General features: G+C 34.4%; 20 protein-coding genes. 17 read left to right on the forward strand and 3 right to left on the reverse strand.

The genetic code is table 11. From position 1 onward, the window contains the following. The first annotated feature begins 177 nt into the window (after nt 1-177). The 10 genes from ACQ65V_RS07440 (at nt 178) to rlmN (ending at nt 11817) form a co-directional block, all read left to right on the forward strand. A complete protein-coding gene (locus tag ACQ65V_RS07440; protein ID WP_155090128.1) occupies nt 178-1827 on the forward strand; it encodes a hypothetical protein in 1650 nt (549 codons plus the stop codon). Nucleotides 1828-1914: 87 nt separating this feature from the next. Beyond that, nucleotides 1915-2865 carry a ribosome small subunit-dependent GTPase A gene (gene rsgA / locus ACQ65V_RS07445; protein ID WP_430467436.1) on the forward strand — a complete coding sequence of 317 codons (951 nt, stop codon included), beginning with the start codon at nt 1915-1917 and terminating at the stop codon, nt 2863-2865. Beyond that, on the forward strand, nt 2862-3314 hold the full coding sequence (gene dtd / locus ACQ65V_RS07450) for a D-aminoacyl-tRNA deacylase (protein WP_430467437.1): 453 nt from the start codon (nt 2862-2864) through the stop codon (nt 3312-3314). Before rsgA ends, dtd begins: the two co-directional genes overlap by 4 nt. Then, nucleotides 3314-3829: a metal-dependent hydrolase gene (locus tag ACQ65V_RS07455; protein ID WP_430467438.1), complete on the forward strand. Its 516-nt coding sequence runs from the start codon at nt 3314-3316 to the stop codon at nt 3827-3829. Before dtd ends, ACQ65V_RS07455 begins: the two co-directional genes overlap by 1 nt. Nucleotides 3830-3960: 131 nt before the next feature. Continuing rightward, entirely contained in the window at nt 3961-5865 is a 1905-nt protein-coding gene (locus tag ACQ65V_RS07460; protein WP_430467439.1) for a DUF3857 domain-containing protein, read from the forward strand. A 49-nt stretch (nt 5866-5914) separates the two neighbouring features. Then, entirely contained in the window at nt 5915-7960 is a 2046-nt protein-coding gene (locus ACQ65V_RS07465; RefSeq protein WP_430467440.1) for a hypothetical protein, read from the forward strand. 2 nt (nt 7961-7962) lie between these two features. After that, complete coding sequence (locus ACQ65V_RS07470) at nt 7963-8289, forward strand: nucleotide pyrophosphohydrolase (protein ID WP_430467441.1); 327 nt, start codon at nt 7963-7965, stop codon at nt 8287-8289. A gap of 29 nt (nt 8290-8318) precedes the next feature. Then, a complete protein-coding gene (locus ACQ65V_RS07475) occupies nt 8319-9548 on the forward strand; it encodes a 3-phosphoshikimate 1-carboxyvinyltransferase (protein WP_430467442.1) in 1230 nt (409 codons plus the stop codon). A gap of 68 nt (nt 9549-9616) precedes the next feature. After that, entirely contained in the window at nt 9617-10666 is a 1050-nt protein-coding gene (gene queA, locus ACQ65V_RS07480; protein ID WP_155090121.1) for a tRNA preQ1(34) S-adenosylmethionine ribosyltransferase-isomerase QueA, read from the forward strand. Nucleotides 10667-10776: 110 nt separating this feature from the next. Then, nucleotides 10777-11817 (forward strand): 23S rRNA (adenine(2503)-C(2))-methyltransferase RlmN, encoded by a 1041-nt coding sequence (rlmN, locus tag ACQ65V_RS07485; protein WP_430467443.1) that lies wholly within the window; start codon nt 10777-10779, stop codon nt 11815-11817. A 53-nt stretch (nt 11818-11870) separates the two neighbouring features. On the opposite strand, the gene ACQ65V_RS07490 is transcribed toward rlmN, so the two are convergent. Next, a complete protein-coding gene (locus ACQ65V_RS07490) occupies nt 11871-12671 on the reverse strand; it encodes a T9SS type A sorting domain-containing protein (RefSeq protein WP_430467444.1) in 801 nt (266 codons plus the stop codon). Nucleotides 12672-12878: 207 nt separating this feature from the next. On the opposite strand from ACQ65V_RS07490, the gene ACQ65V_RS07495 reads away from it, so the two are divergent. The 6 genes from ACQ65V_RS07495 to ACQ65V_RS07520 all read left to right on the forward strand — a co-directional run bounded on the left by ACQ65V_RS07495 (nt 12879) and on the right by ACQ65V_RS07520 (nt 19245). Continuing rightward, on the forward strand, nt 12879-13022 hold the full coding sequence (locus tag ACQ65V_RS07495; protein ID WP_155090118.1) for a hypothetical protein: 144 nt from the start codon (nt 12879-12881) through the stop codon (nt 13020-13022). Beyond that, nucleotides 13019-15625, forward strand: coding sequence for an alkaline phosphatase family protein (locus tag ACQ65V_RS07500; protein WP_430467445.1), 2607 nt, complete (start codon nt 13019-13021; stop codon nt 15623-15625). The genes ACQ65V_RS07495 and ACQ65V_RS07500 overlap by 4 nt, the downstream gene beginning before the upstream one ends. Nucleotides 15626-15681: 56 nt before the next feature. Then, nucleotides 15682-16659 carry a polyprenyl synthetase family protein gene (locus ACQ65V_RS07505; RefSeq protein ID WP_430467446.1) on the forward strand — a complete coding sequence of 326 codons (978 nt, stop codon included), beginning with the start codon at nt 15682-15684 and terminating at the stop codon, nt 16657-16659. 119 nt (nt 16660-16778) lie between these two features. Further along, complete coding sequence (locus ACQ65V_RS07510) at nt 16779-17342, forward strand: RNA polymerase sigma factor (RefSeq protein WP_430467447.1); 564 nt, start codon at nt 16779-16781, stop codon at nt 17340-17342. Then, nucleotides 17329-18111, forward strand: coding sequence for a hypothetical protein (locus tag ACQ65V_RS07515; protein ID WP_430467448.1), 783 nt, complete (start codon nt 17329-17331; stop codon nt 18109-18111). The genes ACQ65V_RS07510 and ACQ65V_RS07515 overlap by 14 nt, the downstream gene beginning before the upstream one ends. Nucleotides 18112-18159: 48 nt before the next feature. After that, complete coding sequence (locus tag ACQ65V_RS07520) at nt 18160-19245, forward strand: hypothetical protein (RefSeq protein WP_430467449.1); 1086 nt, start codon at nt 18160-18162, stop codon at nt 19243-19245. Nucleotides 19246-19321: 76 nt separating this feature from the next. Here ACQ65V_RS07520 and ACQ65V_RS07525 read toward each other — a convergent pair whose 3' ends face one another. Further along, a complete protein-coding gene (locus ACQ65V_RS07525) occupies nt 19322-20632 on the reverse strand; it encodes a T9SS type A sorting domain-containing protein (protein ID WP_430467450.1) in 1311 nt (436 codons plus the stop codon). A gap of 179 nt (nt 20633-20811) precedes the next feature. Between ACQ65V_RS07525 and dnaG the strand changes: the two genes are divergently transcribed. After that, nucleotides 20812-22791 carry a DNA primase gene (gene dnaG, locus ACQ65V_RS07530; RefSeq protein ID WP_430467451.1) on the forward strand — a complete coding sequence of 660 codons (1980 nt, stop codon included), beginning with the start codon at nt 20812-20814 and terminating at the stop codon, nt 22789-22791. On the opposite strand, the gene ACQ65V_RS07535 is transcribed toward dnaG, so the two are convergent. After that, the gene (locus ACQ65V_RS07535; protein ID WP_273288946.1) at nt 22784-23413 is read right to left on the reverse strand and encodes a response regulator; all 630 of its coding nucleotides are present in this window, start codon (nt 23411-23413) and stop codon (nt 22784-22786) included. The two genes, dnaG and ACQ65V_RS07535, sit on opposite strands and share 8 nt — an antisense overlap. Nucleotides 23414-23470 lie beyond the last annotated feature (57 nt).

Raw genomic sequence — 23470 nt, forward strand, 5'->3', positions numbered from 1 at the left:
CGCCAATGGCGAGCCTTTTTTATGTGTTGTGTTTACTAACTTAAAGCGAGTTCTACAATCAATATTATTGCAGATGGACATCATTTAGAGGTAGTTAAAGCTATAATAGGCTAAAAACACTGTTGCATTGTAATAAAATTCTTATCATTGCCACCTCAACAACAAATGTATTTAATAATGAAAAAAAATTACCTATTGCTAGCATGTGGTTTACTATTTACCATGCTGTCATTCTCTCAAATCCAAGTTGGAGATTTTACAATTACCCATGGTGCAGAAATTGAGGATAACTCTTTAAAAATAGTAAGAATTGCTGGCGAAGCCGATGGAAAAATTTATGCATTGGCTAACAAGAAAAAGAAATTCTACATCAAAGTATTTAAATCTTCAGATATGTCTATTATATCTACAAATGAAATAGACCTGTCTAGTTTTAAAGATAGATCCATAGATTTTGAAGAAGTAGGCATGATAGGTAATAAGGTATATGTTTTTGGAAGTGTTTACGATAAAAAAGCAAAAACAGCACATCTATTTGGAGTTGAAGTTATGGAAAGTGGAAAGCTTGCAAACGAGCAAGTAAAACTATTTTCTACTGAGGTAACCAAAAAGAGAGAGCAAGGTGCATTTTACTTTAAGGATTCACCAGCTGGTGACCGTCTGCTAATTATGCATGCAGCACTTTTTGATAAAGAAGAAGTGATTCAATATGAAATTAAATTATTGAATGAAAACCTAGATACGGTAATGTCCCATATCGAAAAAGTACCTTTTGAAGACAGAAGAGATCTTGAGTTTACCATCGCAGATTATGATGTGAGTGTAGACGACGATGTGTTTTTGGTAATCAATGAAAGCTTTAGGGATAAAAAGGCTAAAACCAATAATGAAAAATTTCAGGTGCATGCTTTCAAAAGCTCAAATGGTTATGCTAAAGAAGTTATAGATATAAAATTTCAGGATAAAGAAATTATCAACTGTGAGATGCTAGCCAATAAGGAAGGCTTGTTGCATTTAGTTGGATTTTATTCTAGTGTTAGAAAAAACGGAAAAGCAAATAAAGAGCTGAAAGGAATTTATGCTGCAGCTATAAAAGTTTCCAATAATGAAGTAGAGCGCTTAAACTTTAATGAGTTCGATTACGATACTAAAGTTAAATTAATCGGTGAGCGCAGAGCTAAGAAAGGAAAGGATGTAAAACCATTATACGTTACGCATAGCTTAATCGAAAAAAATGATGGAGGTTTAATATTATTGTCAGAATATCAGTTAATTATTCAAGGTAGAAGTTCTGGTATTGGTCCATTGGCATTTACTCCAATAACGTTTATAAATAATGAAATTATAGTAACCTCTTTAAATCCAGACGGTACTGTAGCATGGTCTAATGTAATTCCTAAAAAGCAAAAAGCGGCTTACACAACATTATCTCTTGGAATTTTTGGATTCTCAAACCAAGGAAACTTTTCAGTAAGTGCAGGTATTATGGTGCCATTAACCGTTATGGGAAAAGGGCCAGAATATCTTAGTGCGATGCCAATTTATCATAATGATAAGCTAACTGTAATCTTTAACGATAACACAAAAAATTATGGTGTAACTGATATCGAAAAAATCAAATGGTTAGGTAATTACAATAAAGCGGTACCAGCTGCAATGACCTTTAATGATGATGGTAGTTTTACGAGACTAGACCAAGAAAACGTGGAGAAATATCAGTTGGTATTACGTCCAAGGGTTTTTTATAGAACATCACCTTCAGAATATATTATCTATTCTTCTAGAAAGAGTAAAGATAAATTAGGAAGAATGAGTGTGGGTCAATAATCTACTCTATTATAAAAAATTAAAAAGGCTGTCTTATTAGGCAGTCTTTTTTTGTACCATTAAACAATATTAGTCATCTTTGTAGTAATGACAGGAACAGTATATAAATCTACAGGTAGTTGGTACACCGTTAAAACCATGAGCGGCAAGTTCTACGACTGCCGTATTAAAGGTAGATTTAGGTTGCAAGGCATTAAAAGTACCAATCCTATTGCGGTTGGAGATAAAGTACAATTTGAACTCGAAACAAAGAATAATACTGAAACGGGAGTCATAAATAGAATTGAAGAGCGTAAAAATTACATTGTGCGCAAATCGGTAAACCTGTCTAAGCAAACACACATCATTGCATCAAACATAGACCAGGTATTTCTTTTGGTTACCATAGACAATCCGCCAACCTTTCCAAGTTTTATAGATCGCTTTTTGGTGACTGCAGAGGCATATTCCATCAAAACGATTCTACTGTTTAATAAGATAGATACTTATGATGAAGAAACTTTGCTAGAAGTAAAATATTTAGCGAGTATTTATAGGCAAATCGGTTACGAATGCATAAATATTTCAGCAAAGACAGGTGAAAATATAGACAAGGTCAAATCTCTAATGGAAGATAAGGTAAGTATGTTTGCGGGTCACTCTGGTGTGGGTAAATCTACCTTGGTTAATGCTATAGAACCCTCCTTAAATTTAAAAACCAAGGAAATATCCGAGCAACACATGCAAGGACAGCATACTACAACCTTTGCTGAAATGTTCGATTTAAGTTTCGGTGCAAAGATTATTGACACACCAGGTATAAAAGGCTTTGGTGTTGTAGATATGGAAAAAGAAGAGGTTGGTGATTATTTTCCAGAATTTTTTGAATTAAAGCAAGATTGCAAATTCAATAATTGCTTACATCTTAAAGAACCAAAATGTGCTGTTAAGGAAGCCTTAGAGAATGATGAGGTGTCTTACTCAAGATATAGGAGTTATATTCAAATCTTAGAAGGAGAAGATGAGCATTACAGAACTGATAATTGGGATAACGAATGAGAGCAGTTGTTCAGAGAGTTTCAGAAGCTTCAGTCGTTATCGATAATACAACAGTAGCTTTCATTGAAAAAGGGCTTTTGGTATTGCTCGGTATAGTTAATGATGATGCTCAAGAAGATATAGATTGGCTCTGTAAAAAGATTGTGAATCTTCGTATTTTTCCAGATGAAAACGGTGTGATGAACACATCGCTTTTAGATGCAGAAGGTGATGTAATTCTTGTGAGTCAATTCACGCTACATGCCAGTACTAAAAAAGGAAACAGGCCAAGTTATATAAAAGCGGCGAAGCCAGATGTTGCAATTCCTTTATATGAAAACTTCATCGAAGAACTTCAAACACAATTAGGTAAGCCCATACAAACAGGTGAGTTTGGTGCTGATATGAAAGTCCATTTGATTAATGATGGCCCTGTGACCATTATTATAGATTCTAAGAACAGAGAGTAATGGCATCAATATTTGGTCATGGATTAGTAGCTTATACCACGTCAAAAGTCATAGATTCAAAATCGAGTAAACTACTTTTACTTTTAGCAATTATATCGGCAATCATCCCAGATATTGATGTATTGGCGTTTAATTTTAGAATTCCTTATTCACATCCATTTGGGCATAGAGGTTTTACACACTCTATTCTGTTTGCGATTATTTGGAGTGCTTCGCTGGCCTTGTACTTCGGAAAAAACAGAAAGCTCATATTTTCAATTGTTCTATTCCTGTCAACCATCTCTCATGGTATTTTAGACGCGATGACAAATGGAGGAAGAGGAGTTGGGTTGTTTATTCCGTTTGATAATACGAGATACTTTTTTCCTTTTAGGGAAATTATTGTATCACCTTTAGGTATTGAAAATTTCTTTTCAGAATGGGGAATGCATGTTATTATCAGTGAACTAAAATATATAGCTGTTCCTTGTTTAATACTTTTAGCAGTAACATTTTATGTAAAAAATCGAAACTGAATAATACAGGAATTCTATTTTAATTGCAGATAATCGAAAATTTCAAAGACGTAAGAAATATATGATATAAATTATTTGCTGAACTAGATTTCCTTTTTATATTGTAGTACCTAACATAATTAAATCACTACATGCCCAGCATAAAATCGGCCTTTTTCGCTTTCTTATTTTCATTTTCTTTTTTTTGTTTTTCCCAGTCCGAAGCAGATTATAACGCACTTCTCGTTCCTGTAGAGTTAAAGACCAAGGCAAATGCTGTGGTCAGGTACGAGAAAAAGACCGTTGAGATTGTAGGCTATGATGAAATTGTTGTTAAAAATAAACGTATTGTAACCATCTTTAATAAGTATGGAAAACGACACGCCAATGCGGTACAATTTTATGATGATCATAGGGAAATAGAGCATATGGAGGCGCGTATTTATGATGCCCTGGGTGAAGAAATAAAAAAAGTAAAGGAAAGAGATTTTACAGATGCAAGTGCTGTAAGTGAGATATCTATTTATGAAGATGATCGGGTGAAATACCTAAATTATATGCCTTTAAAGTATCCTTATACTGTAGAATACACGTCTGAGGTAATTTATAGGAGTACCGCTTTTTTTCCAGATTGGAGACCTGTAGGTGATTATTATGTTAGCTTACAACATGCCGAATATGAAATTATTAATACAGCAGGAGTAGAGCTAAAAACCAAGAAAGAAAATTTTGAAGGCACTAATATCGAAGCACTTTCAGAGCATCATTTTGTTGCTACAAATGTGCCAGCAATTAAGTATGAAGCCTATACGCCAGGATTGAGTAGCATTGCTCCACGTTATAAAGTAGCTATGAAAAAGTTTAATATGGTAGGTGTAGAAGGAATCAATAACAATTGGCAAGACTTTGGCAAATGGATGTATGATAGGTTATTGACTGGCACAGACGCTATACCACAGACTACAATTGATGAGGTTAAACAACTCACGGCAGGAGTAGATGATAAGATAGAGCGTGCAAAAATGGTCTATAAGTACATGCAAGATAAAACCCGCTACATAAGCATACAGGTTGGTATTGGAGGTTGGAAACCCATGATGGCGAACGATGTGGATAAACTTGGCTATGCAGATTGTAAAGGTCTTACCAATTACACTAAAGCGCTATTGGAAGCTGTAGAGGTACCATCTTACTATACGGTTGTTTACGGAGGAAGAAGTATTACAAGTATTGATGCTGAGTTTTCTGCTATAGAAGGAAACCATGTGATTCTATGTGTGCCAGATGAAAACGAAAATATTTTCTTGGAATGTACAAGCCAAACTAGCCCTTTCGGCTTTACGGCAGGTTTCACTGATGATAGAGATGTATTATTGGTAAAACCCGAAGGTGGAGAAATAGTGCATACCAAAGTTTATGAAGCTGATGATAGTGTTCAACAAACAACGGCAAATATTAACTTGGATGAAACAGGAAGTTTTGAAGCCAATGTAAATATCACAACAACGGGCTATCAATACAATTTGCATGAAGGTGTCGAAAACAAAACCGCAAGAGATCAGCAGTTACATTACAAGGATTATTGGGACAATATCAATAATATAACCATTGATAATATTACAATAGAAAATGATAAAGAAAAGATAGTATTTAAAGAAGATGTGAAACTATCATCAACTAATTATGCGTCTAAAAGTGGTACAAGGCTCATATTTCAGCCCAATATGTTTAATAAGGTCACCAATATTCCACCTAGATATTCAGAACGCAAATTAGAATTTAAGATAGACCGTTCTTTTAAGGATGTAGATGAATTTATAATTAAGTTTCCAGAGGCCCTAAAAGTGGAAGCTATGAGTGAGGGTAAAACCATTGAAACTAAATTTGGGACTTATAAATTTAAAATAGAACAACTAGAAGACAACACCATAAAATATACAAGAACATATATCTTAAATAAGGGTAACTACCAAAAAGAAGATTATAAGGCTTTTAGGGATTTCAAAAAGAAAATTGTGAAAAACGATAAAACTAAGATTGTTCTTGTCGCCATTTAATCCTGAATAAAAATTCAAATCAATTAATAACCATCAATTTAACCAATCAATGAAAAATCTGTTATTTACTATAATCACAATTCTCGGAATTACCGTAATCAATGCACAAAATTATAACTTTGGTAAAGTGTCTAAAGCTGAATTAGAAGAAAAATTTCATCCTTCTGATTCATCTGCTAATGCTGCCATTTTGTACAGAAATGAAGATATCAAATTTACGTTTAACCAAAATACGGGCTTTACGCAACAAAAGGAGATTACAATGCGTATAAAAATTTATAATAGAGAAGGTTTTGAATGGGCTACTGAAAGGGTTTTATTGTATAAGGGCGATAACGGAAATAATGAAAAAATAAAAGGTCTCAAAGGACAAACATATAACCTCGAAGGAAATAAAATCAAAAAAGATAAGCTAAAAAGTGACGGGATTTTTGAAGAAAAAGCTTCTGATATATTTGAAGTTTCGACTTTTACCATGCCTAATATTAAAGAGGGATCTGTAATTGAGTACACCTATAAAGTAATTTCTCCCTTCTTGCAAATAGATGACGTTAATCTTCAATTTAGAATTCCTGTAAAAAAACTAGATGCTAAGATTGCTACACCTCAAATATATAGATACAACGCTCGTATAAATCCAAAAGCCTTTTATGTGCCTGCTTATACTACTACAAAAGAGGATAAGACTTTAACGACAACTACCAAAACAAGAACGTCAACCCGATTTGTTGGACAGGGAGGGCAAGGAGGTACTCTTAGTTCCGCTTCTTACGACAAAAATGACACCAATTATTTTGATAATGTAATTTTATTTAACCTTGAGGGTATTCCTGCGTTAAAAGCAGAGTCTTTTGCTGGTAATATTAATAATTATAGAGCAAAGTTAAGTTTAGAATATGAAGCAAGGTTATCATTAAGTGGCGTTGTTGAGAAATCTTATGCTTCTAGTTGGGATAGAGTGTCTAAAAGTATTTATGACAGTCAAAATTTTGGAGGTCAACTCGTTAAGTTTAATTTCTATAAGGATGATTTAAACTCTGTTCTAGAAGGAGTTGAGGACGATTTTCAGAAAGCTTTTTTAGTAGAAAACTTAGTGAAGTCTAAAGTAAAATGGAATGGCAACTATGGTAAATATGCGCAGAAAGGAATTCGATCTGCCTATAAGGATGGTGAAGGTAATGTTGCCGATATAAATTTGTTGGTTACTTCCATGCTTCAGTCTATTGGGCTAAATGCAAATCCGGTTTTAATAAGTACCAGAAATAATGGAGTGCCATTATTCCCAACAAGAGAAGGGTTCAATTATGTGATTTGTATGGTGCAAAGCGGTAATTCTTATCTGTTAATAGATGCTACAGAACCATACAGTGCAGGTAATGTGTTGCCAGAACGTGTGCTCAATTGGCAAGGAAGATTGCTGTTAGATGGAGGAACATCGAGATGGGTAAACATTAAGCCTAACGAAAAGTCATCAGAATCTACAATGCTAAATGTAAAGCTAGACGAGGATTTTATGGCAACAGGAAAAGTGAGAAAGAACTTCACTTCTTATTTGGCAATGAATTATAGAAAGCGTTATACCAATTTAAGCACGGATGATCATATAAAATCTCTGGAATCCGATAAAGGAGCTTTAGAGATTAGTGAATTAAGCTATGAGAATGATAAAGACTTGAGCCAACCTGTTAAAGTTACTTACGACTATGAGCTATCTGATGGAGTGGATGAAGTAGGTGATAAATTATATTTCTCTCCACTTTTATTCTTGGCAATGAAAGAGAACCCATTTAAACTTGAAGAACGTTTATACCCAATAGATTTTGTTATACCTTACGAAGATAAGTACATGGTGAACATAATGTTGCCAGATGGTTATGTGGCAGAATCGCTTCCACAAAGTGAAGCCATGTCATTTAAAGAAGGACAAGCAAAGTTTGATTATGTAGTCAAAGAGAATGGTAAATATTTACAGCTAATGGTAAGGTTGGAGATAAGCAATCCATTGATTCAACCTGTAGATTATGAAGATTTTAAGGCATTTTTTAGTAAAATTGTAGAAAAGCAGGGAGAGCAGATAGTATTAACAAAGACGTAATAATGGATTTAAAAGGTGCACAGGTAGAAGTAGATAAATGGATTAAGGAGCATGGAGTAAGGTACTTTAATGAACTTACCAATATGGCTCAGCTTACCGAAGAGGTTGGGGAAGTGGCACGCATCATTGCGAGGCGCTATGGTGAGCAAAGTGAAAAGGAAAGCGATAAGGACAAAGATTTAGGAGAAGAATTGGCAGATGTGGTATTTGTGGTGCTATGTTTAGCTAACCAAACCGGAATAGATTTGCAAGATGCCTTTGATAAAAAAATAAACAAAAAGACTAAACGAGACCACGATAGGCACCATAATAACGATAAATTAAAGTAGATTTGTAGCTACAAATAATTTAAGTATTAGTGGATATTCATATTCTTAAATCGTCAATTGCCAACCGTCAATCTTCTATAACTATTACAGGGTCTAAAAGTGAGTCTAACCGATTGCTCTTGCTACAAGCTTTATATCCTCATATACGGATTGAAAACCTTTCTAATTCAGACGATTCGGTACTTATGCAAAAAGCGTTAGCATCTAAAGCTGAAGTTATTGATATACACCATGCAGGCACTGCCATGCGTTTTTTAACAGCCTATTTTTCTATTCAAAACAACCGAGAAGTGGTTCTTACTGGTTCGTCCAGGATGAAAGAACGGCCAATAAAAATCCTGGTAGATGCATTAAGAGATTTGGGAGCAGATATTAGTTATTTGGAAAATGAAGGTTTTCCACCGCTAAAGATAAAAGGTAAAAAACTATCCAAATCAAAAGTCACATTAAAGGCCAATGTCAGCAGTCAATACATTTCCGCATTGCTTTTAATAGCTTCAAGATTAGAAAATGGTATTGAGCTTACGTTAGACGGAAAGATTACATCCATACCATACATAAAAATGACATTAAGTCTTTTGGATGAACTTGGAATTAAATCCGAATTCAAAAGCAATAAAATCAGTGTTCAGGCACATGTTTCAAGTGATAAATCTCAAACGTTGGTTGTAGAATCAGATTGGTCTTCAGCATCCTATTTTTATAGTATTGTAGCGTTGAGTGAATTGAATACGGAAATTACGTTGACATCCTATAAAAAAGATTCACTGCAAGGAGATTCAGTGTTAGCAGAGATTTACAAAGAATTTGGTGTTGCAACCAAGTTTAAAGATAACTCCATTACACTCACCAAATCGTCAAACATCGATAGTCAGTCGTCAATTGATTTCGATTTAAGTAATGCGCCAGATATAGCACAAACTATTGCTGTTACAGCATTTGGCTTAGGTTTAGAATGTTATATGTCAGGTTTACATACCTTAAAAATCAAAGAAACAGACCGCTTAGTAGCATTAAAAATAGAGTTGGAAAAGTTAGGAGCTGAGGTAGAAATTACAGACGCTACTTTGCACCTTAAACCTTCTAGTATAATTAACAGTGATGTTTCCATAGCAACATACAAAGATCATAGAATGGCAATGGCATTTGCACCACTTGGCTTAAGAACGTCATTAACCATTAAAGATGCTGATGTTGTAAGTAAATCGTACCCTGATTTTTGGAACGATCTAAAGTCTTTGGGCTTTAATTTAAAATAAACCTCTATTTACTTGACAAGGCCTATGCTGAGATTGTATATTTGCAACTTCAAAAAATTACTATTTAAATGAAATTATCACACTTCAGTTTTGACCTTCCGGAAGAATTATTAGCAGAACATCCTGCAGAACACAGAGACGAATCAAGATTAATGGTTCTCAATCGGGAAAAGCAAACGATTGAACATAAGCAATTTAAAGACATTATTGATTATTTTGACGAAGGTGATGTTATGATAATGAATAATACCAAAGTTTTTCCCGCCAGACTTTTTGGAAATAAGGAAAAAACAGGTGCACGTATTGAAGTGTTTTTATTAAGAGAACTTAATCAAGACCAGCGCTTATGGGATGTGTTGGTAGATCCTGCACGTAAAATAAGAATTGGGAACAAGTTGTATTTTGGTGAAGATGAAACATTGGTTGCTGAGGTTATTGATAACACAACGTCTAGAGGTCGTACATTACGCTTTCTATATGATGGATCTTACACAGATTTTAGAAAAAAATTAACGGAGCTTGGTGAAACACCACTTCCAAAGTACATAAAAAGAGATGTAGAGCCAGAGGACGAGGAACGTTATCAAACGATATTTGCAAAAAATGAAGGTGCTGTAGCTGCACCAACTGCAGGTTTGCACTTTTCTAAGCACCTATTAAAACGTTTAGAGATCAAAGGTGTGGAAATGGCAGAAGTAACATTACATGTTGGTTTAGGTACTTTTAATCCTGTAGAAGTAGAGGATTTATCCAAACATAAAATGGATAGCGAAGAAATCGTTATTACCCAAAGAGCTGCAGATAAAGTTAATAAAGGTATTGAGAATAAAAAGCGTGTTTGCGCTGTAGGTACTACATCTATGCGTACAGTAGAGAGTTCAGTATCTTCTAATGGGAGATTGAATGAATTCGATGGTTGGACAAACAAATTTATCTTTCCACCTTACGAGTTTAGCATTGCCAATTGTATGATTACTAATTTCCATACACCAAAATCAACCTTGTTGATGATGGTCTCTGCATTTGCAGGTCACGATTTTATGAAAAAAGCATACGAGGAAGCCGTAAAGGAAAAGTATAGATTCTATTCTTATGGTGATGCTATGCTAATTATCTAGAGCAGAAAATAAAATAATCTTAAAAGCCTCTTCACTTCGATAAACTCAGTGACAAGAGGCTTTTTTTATGCATGGGATATTACGATAACATTTAAGTAACTTTGCACCCAATGGAAACTAAAAAGAAAGACATACGAGCATTAACCAAAGAACAGCTGAGGGATTTTTTCGTTAAAGAAGGTGATAAAGCTTTTAGAGGAAATCAGGTGTACGAATGGTTATGGCAAAAGTCAGCGCACAGTTTTGAGGATATGACCAATATATCTTTAGAAACACGCCAGATGCTGAAAGATAATTTTGTCATCAATCATATTAAAGTAGACCAAATGCAACGTAGTTCTGATGGTACTATAAAAAACGCTGTAAGACTACATGACGACTTAATTGTAGAATCGGTATTAATTCCAACAGCTACAAGAACTACAGCATGCGTATCCTCTCAAGTTGGGTGTAGTTTGGATTGTAAATTCTGTGCTACGGCAAGATTAAAACGTATGCGTAACCTAAATCCAGATGAAATCTATGATCAGGTTGTGGCTATTGATAACGAAAGCAGATTATATCATAACAGGTCATTGAGCAATATTGTTTTTATGGGCATGGGCGAGCCATTGATGAATTATAATAATGTTTTAAAAGCCATAGATAAAATTACATCACCCGAAGGCTTGGGCATGTCGCCAAAACGGATTGTGGTTTCTACTTCTGGAGTGCCTAAGATGATAAAAAAAATGGCAGATGATGAAGTGAAGTTTAAGCTAGCAGTGTCGTTGCATTCTGCAATTGATGAGGTAAGAACTTCTATAATGCCCTTTAATGCTACGTTTCCGTTAAAAGATTTGCGAGAAGCACTTGAGTATTGGTATTCCAAAACAAAAAATAGAATTACTTACGAATATGTAGTTTGGGAGGGGATTAATGACAAGCGAAAGGATGTAGATGCGTTGGTGGAATTCTGCAAATTTGCACCAAGTAAAGTTAATTTAATAGAATACAATCCTATTGATGATGGTGAATTTCAACAAGCCAACCCTAAAGCATTGGATATGTATGTTAATGTTCTTGAAGCTAATAATATTACTGTGACCGTAAGACGAAGCAGAGGAAAAGATATTGATGCTGCTTGTGGGCAGTTGGCTAATAAAGGGTAATAAAAAAGCCTAAAGTTATTGCTTTAGGCTTTTATTCGTTTTTAAACCTGAATTTATAAAACAATTTTCTTGCGAATAACGGCCTTAGAATTTACATCGTTCAGCTCTACGATATATACACCGTTAGAAAGAGAATTTGCTTCAATAACATAAGAGTCAGTTTCTAAACTACCGTTAAGAACAGATTTTCCTGTAATGTCAATAATTCTATATTCTGTAGACGCAGGTAAATTGTATAAGCCTATGCTCTTATTTATAGGTACAATACGTGTATTACTATTTTCGAATTCATTTATGCTTAAGGTCGTTTGCCCAGCGTTAATAGCTTCTCCAGGCGTGGAATTATAAGCATAATCTTTAACTGTAAAGCTATCACCAGAGGCACTCACGTCAAGTCTGGCCCAGCCATAGTGAGTATTCCCTCCAATATCAAATCTTAGGCCTATAAACTTATCAGATACTCCGCACCAGTTGCTACTTCCTGTACCATTATAGCAACTGACATAATTTAATGTGCCAATATTATACCATCCAGTTTGCCCAGAACTAATTGCATCTCCTGCATTCATGGCAAAAGGATATGTATAATTGGGCTGTGAGCCTAGAAATGAATTTGTTGATAAGCTAGAAGAGTTTAAAAAAACCGCAAAAATCGAGGAATTGTATGAACTAGCGTTAACTATAAAATCAATTGTAGAGTCATTGTTCAAATCAAGATTGTAATCAACAGCTCCACCACCTGTAAAATCTGCTATGTCTGTATAAACGATTTGACCATTAACATCAGCAATTCCTGCAATTGCCGCAGAAAGAGCACTATATTTCAGTAATTTTTTTGAAGTAATTTTTTTCATAAGCTGTAAAATATTTAAATATATCTAGTTTTAAAGTTAGACATTTTTAATTAAAAAATATAGTTCCTTATTGAATAATTTGATATTAAGCTAGTTAATTATCAAATTACAATATTTTAAATTCAAATTTTATCTATTTAACAATAGATGATATTCATTAATCCTTAAAATATCATTTAAATTTGTTAACCGTAAAAAGTAGTTGATATGCAAAATAAAAATGAAGAACAGAATCCAAAAACATTTGTTATAACCGAAAAGGGTTCTCTTGGGCTTTTAGCGTATGGTGACATAGGTTTACGGGAGTGGAGAAAGGTAAAGCAAAATGTAACCAATAAAAACAATGAATGAAGAAACCAAAAGTATTACTGATTGGTTGGGATGCTGCCGATTGGAAAATTATTTGGCCACTGGTTAACAGTGGACAAATGCCTGCTCTTAAAAGTTTAATGTCTCGTGGTGTATATGGTAATATGAGCACCATGAATCCTCCATATTCACCCATGCTTTGGAGTTCAGTAGCTACTGGTAAAACCCCAGACAAACATGGTGTTCTTGGATTTATTGAAGTTAATCCTGACGGTAATGGCATACGGCCTGTAACTGTAAACTCAAGAAAGGTAAGAGCGCTCTGGAATATATTCCATAACCAAGGTTTAAAAAGTAACTTAGTCGGTTGGTGGCCTAGTTTTCCAGCAGAACCCATAAACGGTGTAGTAGTTTCCGATAAATTTCAAAAAGTAAATAAGGATCCCAAAAAGAAAACCTCAATAGTAAAGGGTACTATTCACCCAACTCATTTTACGGAAAAAATAGCTGATTTGAGAATGTTTCCTCATGAAGTCACAGAAGCCCATATTTTACCCTTTATACCAAGGGCTTCAGAGATAAATCAAGAAAAGGATGCTTCATTGGCATCATTCGCAAAATTATTAGCAGAAAATACATCAGTACATGCTGCAGCAACAAATTTGATGCGCACAACGGATTGGGATTTTATGGGGATATATTATGATTTAATAGATCACTTTTGCCATGCCTTTATGAAGTTTCATCCGCCAAAATTAGCGGCTATACCAGAAAACAAGTTTCAATTATATAAAGACGTAATCCAAGGAGCATATCGTTATCAAGATATGATGTTAGAACGAAAACTAGAGCTTATCGATGAGGATACAACTGTTATTGTAATGTCTGACCATGGTTATGAGTCTGGGCATAGACGTATTCTTAAAATGCCAAAATATCCTGCAGCACCTGCTTTAGAGCATAGAAATTTCGGAATTTTTGTTGCTGCAGGCCCAAAAATTAAGAAGGCTGAAAAAGTGTTTGGATTAGGTCTTATTGATGTTGCACCCACCATTTTACATATGTTTAATTTGCCAGTCGGAAAGGATATTGACGGCAAAGTAGCTCTTGAAATTTTCGAAGAAGCCAATAAGGTAGATTATATAGAGAGTTGGGATAAAATCCAAGGAGATTTTGGTGAGCATCTCAATAAAGAGGATCAACTACTTAGCGATGAAGAAACAATGAAGCAACTCATTGAGCTTGGCTATATTGATAAACCTGATGACAATGTAGAAATAGCGGTTCTAAAGACAAATTGTGATTTAAAGCATAACCTGGCAAGGGTTTATTTGGGTAAAAAAGATTTTGAGAAGGCCAAGGCTATTTTATTGACATTGGTAACAAAAGAATATCCTGTTTATAGTGAATCGTCTTTTAAGGGAAAAAATAAAGATGTTCTAGAGAGACAAGGATATAAAGTCGGTGACAGTGTTATCGATAAAATTCCTTTTTATATGGATTTGCTTACTATAGCTCTCTCAGAAAAAGATTATGATTTAGGTGAGAAATATTTAAAAGTTCTAAGAAGAAAAGATAAGCGGTTTGAAATTAATACATCAGTTTCGGAAGCAAAGATCTTATTAGGTCAAGGTAAAGTAAAACTTGCCTTAAAATGCTTAGAAGAAGCTCGGGATAAAAATCCAAATTCGCAAGTGTGGTATCAAATAGGTAAAGCTTACGATAGAATTAATGATTTAGACAGTGCAAAATCCGCATTTGAATCTGCAATTAAATTTGAGGTAGATAGTGCTAAATCACATCAGGCACTTGCAAAGGTCTTAATAGAATTGAAAGAATATGAAGAAGCGGCTGATCATGCTTTAACCGCTATTGAACTTGTTAGATATTTTCCTGAAGCACATTATACATTGGGTCGTGCTCTTGAAAAAATGGGTCATTTAGAACACGCTAAACAGGCTTATGAAACAGCTGCAATGTTAAAACCAAAAACCTTTCATAGGGCAGAAAGTGCTATTGAGAATATCAATGATGCTTTAAGTGAAAAAATATCTTTTAAAGATAAATCAAGTCGTACGTATAAGAAAGATCAAATAGTTATTGTTTCTGGTTTGCCAAGGTCTGGTACGTCTTTAATGATGCAAATGCTAAATGCTGCAGGACTTGATATACTCACCGACGAAAATAGATCTGCTGATGCATCGAACCCGAAAGGATATTATGAATACGAGCCAGTGATGTCATTGCACAAAGACAATACTTGGTTAGCGAAAGCAAAAAACAAATCTCTTAAAGTAGTGGCTCCTTTACTTAAGTTCCTTAATCCAGAATTTAGGTATAAAGTCGTATTTATGAATAGAGATCTTACGGAAGTCGTTAAATCTCAACAAAAAATGATTGGTAAAGACCCGGAGACCTTGCCTACTAAATTGCTTCAAGCTTATGAAAAACATTTAAAGCAAGTTGAAACATGGAAAGACAAAGAGCCAGGTGTGGAACTTATATATGTGAATTACAAAGATGTAGTTGATGATGCTTCTAGTGTTGTAGATAAGTTAGAATCTTTTATAGGCCTAGAACTAGATAAAAAAAGTATGATGGGTTGTGTAGACAAAAATCTTTACAGGAATAGGGTTTCAAAATAATTTATACGATTTGATATAGGATTTAGGTATTTTTGCTTAATTCATTAAAATTATTGTTGAAAATAACAGAACAAATAAAGCAGCCCATTGCCTATGAAATGGAACTTTTCGAGCAAAAGTTTCAACTCTCAATGGCCAGTAAAGTTGCGCTTCTCAATAGAATAACGCATTATATTGTTAACCGAAAAGGCAAACAGATGCGCCCAATGTTTGTGTTTTTGGTGGCTAAAATGATGAATAATGGTGAGGTTAGCGAACGTACGTATAGAGGAGCTTCTGTAATTGAGCTTATTCATACAGCTACTTTAGTACATGATGATGTTGTAGATGATAGTAATCGAAGAAGAGGTTTCTTCTCTATTAACGCCTTATGGAAAAATAAAATTGCTGTGCTTATTGGCGATTATCTGTTGTCAAAAGGACTTCTACTTTCCATAGATAATAATGATTTCGACTTACTTAAAATTATTTCCGTAGCTGTCCGCGAAATGAGCGAAGGCGAATTACTTCAAATTGAAAAAGCCAGACAGCTAGATATCACTGAAGAGGTCTATTATGACATCATTCGTCAAAAAACGGCAACTTTAATTGCAGCCTGTTGTAGTTTGGGTGCCGCATCGGTAAAGCCTAATTCACCAGAAGTGGAAACCATGCGAAAGTTTGGGGAACTCATAGGTATGGCATTTCAGATAAAGGACGACTTGTTCGATTATGGTGAGGAAAAAATAGGCAAACCAACAGGTATTGATATCAAAGAACAAAAGATGACATTACCATTAATACATGTTTTAAACAATTGCTCCAAAAAAGAGAAATCTTGGCTCATCAATTCAGTTAAAAATCATAATAAGGATAAGAAAAGAGTTAAGGAAGTTATTGCATTTGTAAAAACTAAGGGCGGATTAGAATATGCCGTTTCTAAAATGAAAAATTTTCAAGCTGAAGCATTGACATTATTAGACAGCTACCCTGAATCTCCATATAAATCTTCACTAAAACTTATGGTGGATTATGTTATTGACAGAAAAAAATAAATATTATATGACTGATAATCAGTAATATATAAAATTTTTCAAAATATTTTTATTTCATAGGCAACCATTAGCTCAACTATTGCGTCTTTATAAATAGAAGCGCAACCGTAATCAATTAAATGAAAGTTATTCAACTTCATAAAAACGAAACTAAACTCATACAAAGAGCTGCGAAACAGAATCGTGAAGCACAACATGTATTGTACGAGTTGCATGCACCAAAAATGCTAAGCGTTTGTAGATATTACATTAAGGATGTGCATCAGGCTGAAGAAGTAATGTTGAACGGATTTTTCAAAGTATTTAAAAATTTAAAATCGTTTAGAAAAGAGGGTAGTTTTGAAGGGTGGATTAGACGAATTATGGTAAGAGAGGCGATTTCATATTTAAGGCAAAAAAAGAAGATTGAATTTGCTTCTGAAGACGAATATTTAGAGCGTGATTACAGCAATAATATCAAAACCAATATCGAAGTTGCAGAAATCCAACAATTGATAGATAGTTTGCCAGAAGGTTACAAAATGGTATTTGTAATGTATGCAATAGAAGGTTATAAGCATTATGAAATTGCTGAACTATTGAATATTTCAGAGGGAACATCAAAATCACAATTATTCAAGGCAAGACAGATGCTTCAGAAAAAAATAAAAGAATTAAATAACAACAGTTATGGCACCAATTAAATTCGAAGAACAATTAAAGGACAAGCTCGAAAAGCGCAGCTTGCAACCGTCGGCCGATAGTTGGGCAAAACTGTCGCAACGTTTAGATACTGAAGAAAAGAAGTCTAGGAACCCATGGTTTTGGTGGATGGGCATTGCCGCAGGTTTAATAATTATGTTGGCAATCGCAGTAGAGGTATTTGGCTCTAAAGATGTCATTGATAGAGTACCGCAGATGGTAGAAGAAGATACCATTGAAAACACTATAGAGCCAAAACAACCAAATGGTAACGAAACCCAAACCATAGAGCTCGCTGTTGAAAATGAGCAAACTGAAACTGAGAAAGAGAACACCAATAACGTTGAGCAACAAGAAATCATAAATTATAAATCCGTTACCCAAAAAGAACCAAAACCTAAAACACAGTTTGCAAACACTGATGAAGCTGAAAAAGCTAAGACTGAAACCTCTGGTAACGCTAATAATCATCAAAAGTCTGCGGTAGATAAAGTTATAATTAATAAAGAAGCTTTTGCAGGAGTGATTAAGGATTTTAAATCTGAAAACACTTCGGTTACTGATAGGGAGGTGGATTCGCTACTGAAGCTGGCAAGCAAAGAATTGTTTAAGGACAAATTACAGAAAGAAACAGCTAAAACTGTTGATGCTAATTCACTCTTAGAAGATGTTGAGGACGAAATGGGACAATCCTTTAGAAGTAAAGTCTTTGATGCACTTAAGGATAGTTACGAAACTGTAAAAACAGCAGTTGCAGAACGTAACAACTAACATAAGAATCAAATAGAATAATTATAAATCATCAAAAAACGAACAGTTATGAACACAATTACAAGATTAGTAGTCTATGCCATGGTATCAATGACATTTGCTACAGCACAAGCACAAGAAACAAAAGTAGATTCTACAAAAACGGCTAATCACTACAAGATTGAAGCCCTTGAGGATCTAAAGGCTAAAATTGAGAAAGAAGAACGCGAATTTTTAAAACAGGAAATCGAAGCGATTAATCAACGTTTAGATGCTAAGCAAATCACAGCTGCTAAAGCTGAAGAGCTTAAAAAAGAAGCCGCAAAAAAGAGAGCTGCCAATATTGAAAACCGAATGGCTATTATAGATAATAAAATAGCGTTACTGGCTAGAAACGAATCTGGTTACGAGACTAATGATAGTTCCGGAGGTTACTTTTCAATATCATTTGGCAATGACGACGACGAGAGTAAATCAATTAGGGTTGGTAAGAAAAACAAACCTAGAAAGTACGATAGACGCACTACGACAGATGTTGTATTTGCCATTGGATTCAATAACACCTTAATCGACGAAGTAAGTTTAGACGACTCACCATACAAATTAGCAGGTTCTGGGTTCATAGAATTAGGATATGCCTGGAAAACACGAATCTTTGATAATACTAATTTCTGGAGATTGAAGTATGGGTTTTCTTTTCAATGGAACAAATTGGATATAAAGGACAACAACTATTTGGTAAATACAGATGGTGATATTTCACTGCAAGAATTCCCGTCTGATTTAAACAAGGCTAAATTTAGAACGACCAATATAGTATTCCCGGTACATATAGAATTTGGGCCATCCAAGAAAATTGAAAAAGAAAACTATTTTAGGTATTCAACTTACCAAAAATTGAAAATTGGTCTTGGTGGTTATGCAGGTTTCAATATTGGTAGTATGCAAAAGCTAAAGTACAAGGAAGACGGTAACCGTGTAAAAGACAAACAACGAGGTGGTTTTGAGGTAAATGAGTTTGTGTATGGTGTAAGTGGCTATGTAGCTTTAGGAGGAGTAGCCTTGTACGCAAAGTACGATCTTAACCCATTATTTAAAGATCAAGCAGTTGACCAAAACAATATTTCCATAGGTTTCCGTTTTGATATGGATTAAATACTGATTTCATCAATCATTTTTTGAGTGTTAACAAGCCTTAATCTTGAGTTAGATTAAGGCTTTTAACTATGTATTAATTTTTAATTAACTTGAAGGTCTCTTCTACACCAGAAGATGAAATTTTTGCAAAATAAACACCATTTGTCAAACCTTCAGCATTAACCTCTATGGAACTTTGGTTCACTTTTAATGTCAATACTTCTTTACCAAATAAATCATAAATCTCTATAGAGTCAATGAAAGTATCAGATAATTCAAAAGTCCAACTATTCGTCGTGGGATTAGGATAAATATTAACTTTAACTTTCCCAAAATCATTAACTGATAACGGTTGGGTAGAAAAAATAAGATTGTCTAAATAAACGGTGCCATTACCAACAACTTTAAATTGCATCACATCCAATAGGCTAAACCCTTGATCTGTAAAATGTGATAGAGGAATGTCTTTGCTAACCCAGGTATTATTAATTATACCATCTTCAATAGCAAAGTCGTAAAATTTTTCACCAGCACCTCCTGTGGATTGATTAATAAGAAAGAACTGTAGAGCAGTGGCGTCAGAAGACCAATAATCTATATGAATATAATTCATACCAGTAACGTCTTGTACATTTGTGGAAAAATCTGTCCCTTGATAATTTAAGTCATTATATTTTAAAGTATTATTTCCTTGTATATCTATTTGGGTAGTTACGGTGGCTTGTCCCCAAAATGGGTTGTAGTCTACATTAGAAATATCCATATAAGGATTATTTGTATTGAAGACTGAAATTACATTTGCAGCCGGAAGCGTTGGTGTTGGTGCTGCTTCCATTGGTGACGGCTCAACAACTTGTTCAGAAAAAGAAATATTATCAAAGTAAACGATATTATCTTGAGTTCTGCCCGCATTGTCAAAATCCGGAAAGATTATAATCTGATCTACAACTTGAGGGAACAACCCTATGTAAGGAGAAAAGTCAAAAGTTAATTCTTCCCACTGATCAGTGACTGTATTCGCAACTTTAATCTCTGGTTGCGCAGCAGAATCGCTAGCGGCAAACTTTAATCCTACATCGCTTATAACAGATTTATAAACCATTATTTTTATAGTGCTATTATTTGCATCAAAAGTAAAACTACCAATATCTGCTCCATGCATGGATTCGCAACCAGCAAATGGCTGACCAGTTTGCAAGGCAGTAAATTTTGCAACTGTCGCAGATGTATTCTGACCTTCAATAAAGGGATTGGCTATTATCTCTAAGGGTGGGCTAGTGTCGTTCTCAAAAACGGACCATGTCCAATCGCCTCCAATTCCACTAATTTCAAAATCAATTGGTGCATTCTGTGAATAAGAAAAGATTGAAATAAGTGTTGCTGTAATAAGTAATTTTACTCTCATATTTATTATGGTTTATTAATACTCTCAATAGTAGGGTTAATTATTGATTATATATTAATATCCACCCATACAAAAACCATACATATTGTTTTATTGATTAAAAAAGAGGTAAGTACTGTTTTATGTTTTTAAAACAAATAGTTTATCTTAAATTTACAACCTTGCTAAAATTCTAATAATTGATCTCACAAAACACCATAGCACAAGTCTTTGAAACCGCTCGAGTAGAGGAGGTTATTGGTGATTTTGTACAACTAAAAAAAGCGGGTAGTAATTTTAAAGGACTAAGCCCTTTTAGTGAAGAGCGCTCACCAAGTTTTATGGTATCTCCGGTAAAACAAATCTGGAAAGATTTTTCGAGTGGTAAAGGGGGAAATGCTGTTACGTTTTTAATGGAGCACGAGCATTTTACCTATCCTGAAGCAATAAAGTATTTAGCTAAAAAATACAATATAGAAATAGAGGAAACTGAACGTACAGACGAAGAAAAAGCACAGCAAAATGCCAAGGAAAGTCTGTATTTGGTTAGTGAATATGCTAATGAGTACTTTCAGAAAATTCTGCATAAAACGGACCAAGGTAAAGCCATTGGTCTAAGCTATTTTAAAGAACGAGGATTCACCGAAGAAACCATTAAAAAGTTTCAATTGGGTTATGCGTTAGATGAGTGGCAAGCCTTTACAGATGATGCTTTGGGGAAAGGTTATAAGCTAGAATTCTTAGAGCAAACAGGTCTTACCATTGTAAAAGACCAAAAACGCTTCGATAGGTTTAAAGGCAGAGTAATGTTTCCTATCCATAGTATGAGTGGCCGCATTCTTGGTTTTGGTGGTAGAATTTTAACCAACGATAAAAAAGCAGCCAAATATCTTAACTCACCAGAAAGCGAAATTTACCATAAAAGCAAAGTTTTATACGGTCTATATTTTGCTAAACAAACCATTGCCAAAGAAGACAATTGCTTTTTGGTAGAGGGTTATACAGACGTTATTCAGTTTTACCAAACAGGAGTAAAAAATGTGGTGTCGTCGTCTGGTACGGCATTGACATCTGATCAAATTAGACTCATCAACAGGCTTACCAATAACATTACCGTACTATTTGATGGTGACGCTGCAGGTATTAGAGCTTCAATTCGTGGGATAGATTTAATCCTGGAGCAAGGAGTGAACGTTAAGGTCTGTACCTTCCCAGATGGTGAAGATCCAGATAGCTTTGCCAAGTCTAATACTTTAGAAGAACTTACAGCCTATCTTGATGAAAATGCCAAGGATTTTATACAATTTAAGGCATCACTTTTGGTTAAAGAGGCTAAGAATGATCCTATAAAAAAGGCCGAAACCATTCGTGAGATCGTCAATAGCATTGCTAAGATTCCAGATGCCATTAAGCGTGAAATCTATATACAAGAATGTGCCTCAATAATGGACATTAGCGAAAATGTGTTGTTCAGCACTTTGGCGCAGATTTCAAAAAAGGAATATCAGGAGGCGAATAAAAAACATAAGCAACAACAAAAAGCTTTTGAGGTTGTAAAAAGCGAACCGCAACAAAAGCAAAAGGTTGATGTACAATATGAATTAGAACGTAAGATTATAGAAATCTTAATGCTTTATGGTGATAGAACGGAGCAATTTGAAGATTTAATTTTGAAAGAAGATGAGACTTCAGGCGAATTACTTTTAGAGCCAACAATACATGAAGCACGTGTGTTTGAAAAAATTTATCTCGACCTTCAGGAGGATGAAATGATGTTTTCCAACGAAAAGTTTAGGGAATTATATTATTCCATAATAGATAAACTGAATCAAGACGAAAACTTTTCAACCAAAGATTTTATTAATCAATTGGACCAAGCAACCGCGAGTGAGGTTACAGGTATTTTAATGGAAGATGAAAAGTATAATTTACATGATTGGCAGCGCAATCATATCATCCCAAAAGAAAAGGAACATTCAATTTCTCAACTGGTAAGTCAAACAATCTTAAGTTTGCGTTGCTATTTAATAGATCAAAAAGTAGCCGAATACAAGAATGATACCTTAAGAGAAGGTGTAGATTCGCGTACAATTATAGAAGATGTAAAAGATTATCTTGGTCTTAAAATGCTCCTATCCCGTAAACTTGGTAAAGTAATAGGAGGTTATTCTATTAAGTAAGGTTGTGATGTTTAGCTTGGTGAATTAAATCAACGATATTATTTACATTAAGTTTCTTAAAAAGTCTAGCTTTATAAGTACTCACCGTTTTTTCGTTAATGTCTAACTCTTCAGCTATTTCTTTGTTTTTTCTACCAATTGATAATAATTTCAACACCTCGACTTCTCTGGTAGAAAGCTTTTTAAACATGCGGCTTCTACTTTTTCGAGTGTCTTCGTAGCGCAAATGTTTGTCCATTTTTTCGCTGAGAGAAACTTCACCTCCATGAATTTTTCTAACAGCAGCTTCTATGGCATCAACATCGGCAGTTTTGCTTAAGTAGCCAGAAGCTCCAGCTTTTAGCGTGCTAATGGCATAAATCTCTTCGGGTTGATGGCTGAACATCAATACATTAACGGATTTATTTTCTTTTTTAATGGCTCTAAGTGCAGTAATACCGTTAAGTTCTGGTAAATCAATTTCTGAAATAATAACATCAACTTTATGACGTCTTACAAATTCAAAAATCTCAATGCCACTACTTAACTTGCCTACTACCTTTAAATCTGGTTTACTATTTAAGAACAATTCTAATCCTGTTCTTACAATAGGATGGTTGTCAACAATCAAAATATGTATCATGACAATTGTTTTTGGGTTGGTTAGGGTTAATTAAAATAGAAAAACTAAGTCAAGAGT

The organism is Winogradskyella ouciana (assembly GCF_965284585.1).
GTDB lineage: Bacteria > Bacteroidota > Bacteroidia > Flavobacteriales > Flavobacteriaceae > Winogradskyella > Winogradskyella ouciana.

What these genes read in the sequence shown, in the direction of transcription:
- ACQ65V_RS07535 (WP_273288946.1), bottom strand. Translation starts at nt 23,413, where the DNA reads ATGATACATATTTTGATTGTTGACAACCATCCTATTGTAAGAACAGGA.
- ACQ65V_RS07440 (WP_155090128.1), top strand. Translation starts at nt 178, where the DNA reads ATGAAAAAAAATTACCTATTGCTAGCATGTGGTTTACTATTTACCATG.
- ACQ65V_RS07500 (WP_430467445.1), top strand. Translation starts at nt 13,019, where the DNA reads ATGAAGAAACCAAAAGTATTACTGATTGGTTGGGATGCTGCCGATTGG.
- ACQ65V_RS07490 (WP_430467444.1), bottom strand. Translation starts at nt 12,671, where the DNA reads ATGAAAAAAATTACTTCAAAAAAATTACTGAAATATAGTGCTCTTTCT.
- ACQ65V_RS07470 (WP_430467441.1), top strand. Translation starts at nt 7,963, where the DNA reads ATGGATTTAAAAGGTGCACAGGTAGAAGTAGATAAATGGATTAAGGAG.
- rsgA (WP_430467436.1), top strand. Translation starts at nt 1,915, where the DNA reads ATGACAGGAACAGTATATAAATCTACAGGTAGTTGGTACACCGTTAAA.
- ACQ65V_RS07455 (WP_430467438.1), top strand. Translation starts at nt 3,314, where the DNA reads ATGGCATCAATATTTGGTCATGGATTAGTAGCTTATACCACGTCAAAA.
- queA (WP_155090121.1), top strand. Translation starts at nt 9,617, where the DNA reads ATGAAATTATCACACTTCAGTTTTGACCTTCCGGAAGAATTATTAGCA.
- ACQ65V_RS07515 (WP_430467448.1), top strand. Translation starts at nt 17,329, where the DNA reads ATGGCACCAATTAAATTCGAAGAACAATTAAAGGACAAGCTCGAAAAG.
- dtd (WP_430467437.1), top strand. Translation starts at nt 2,862, where the DNA reads ATGAGAGCAGTTGTTCAGAGAGTTTCAGAAGCTTCAGTCGTTATCGAT.
- ACQ65V_RS07510 (WP_430467447.1), top strand. Translation starts at nt 16,779, where the DNA reads ATGAAAGTTATTCAACTTCATAAAAACGAAACTAAACTCATACAAAGA.
- ACQ65V_RS07460 (WP_430467439.1), top strand. Translation starts at nt 3,961, where the DNA reads ATGCCCAGCATAAAATCGGCCTTTTTCGCTTTCTTATTTTCATTTTCT.
- ACQ65V_RS07465 (WP_430467440.1), top strand. Translation starts at nt 5,915, where the DNA reads ATGAAAAATCTGTTATTTACTATAATCACAATTCTCGGAATTACCGTA.
- ACQ65V_RS07495 (WP_155090118.1), top strand. Translation starts at nt 12,879, where the DNA reads ATGCAAAATAAAAATGAAGAACAGAATCCAAAAACATTTGTTATAACC.
- ACQ65V_RS07520 (WP_430467449.1), top strand. Translation starts at nt 18,160, where the DNA reads ATGAACACAATTACAAGATTAGTAGTCTATGCCATGGTATCAATGACA.
- ACQ65V_RS07525 (WP_430467450.1), bottom strand. Translation starts at nt 20,632, where the DNA reads ATGAGAGTAAAATTACTTATTACAGCAACACTTATTTCAATCTTTTCT.
- rlmN (WP_430467443.1), top strand. Translation starts at nt 10,777, where the DNA reads ATGGAAACTAAAAAGAAAGACATACGAGCATTAACCAAAGAACAGCTG.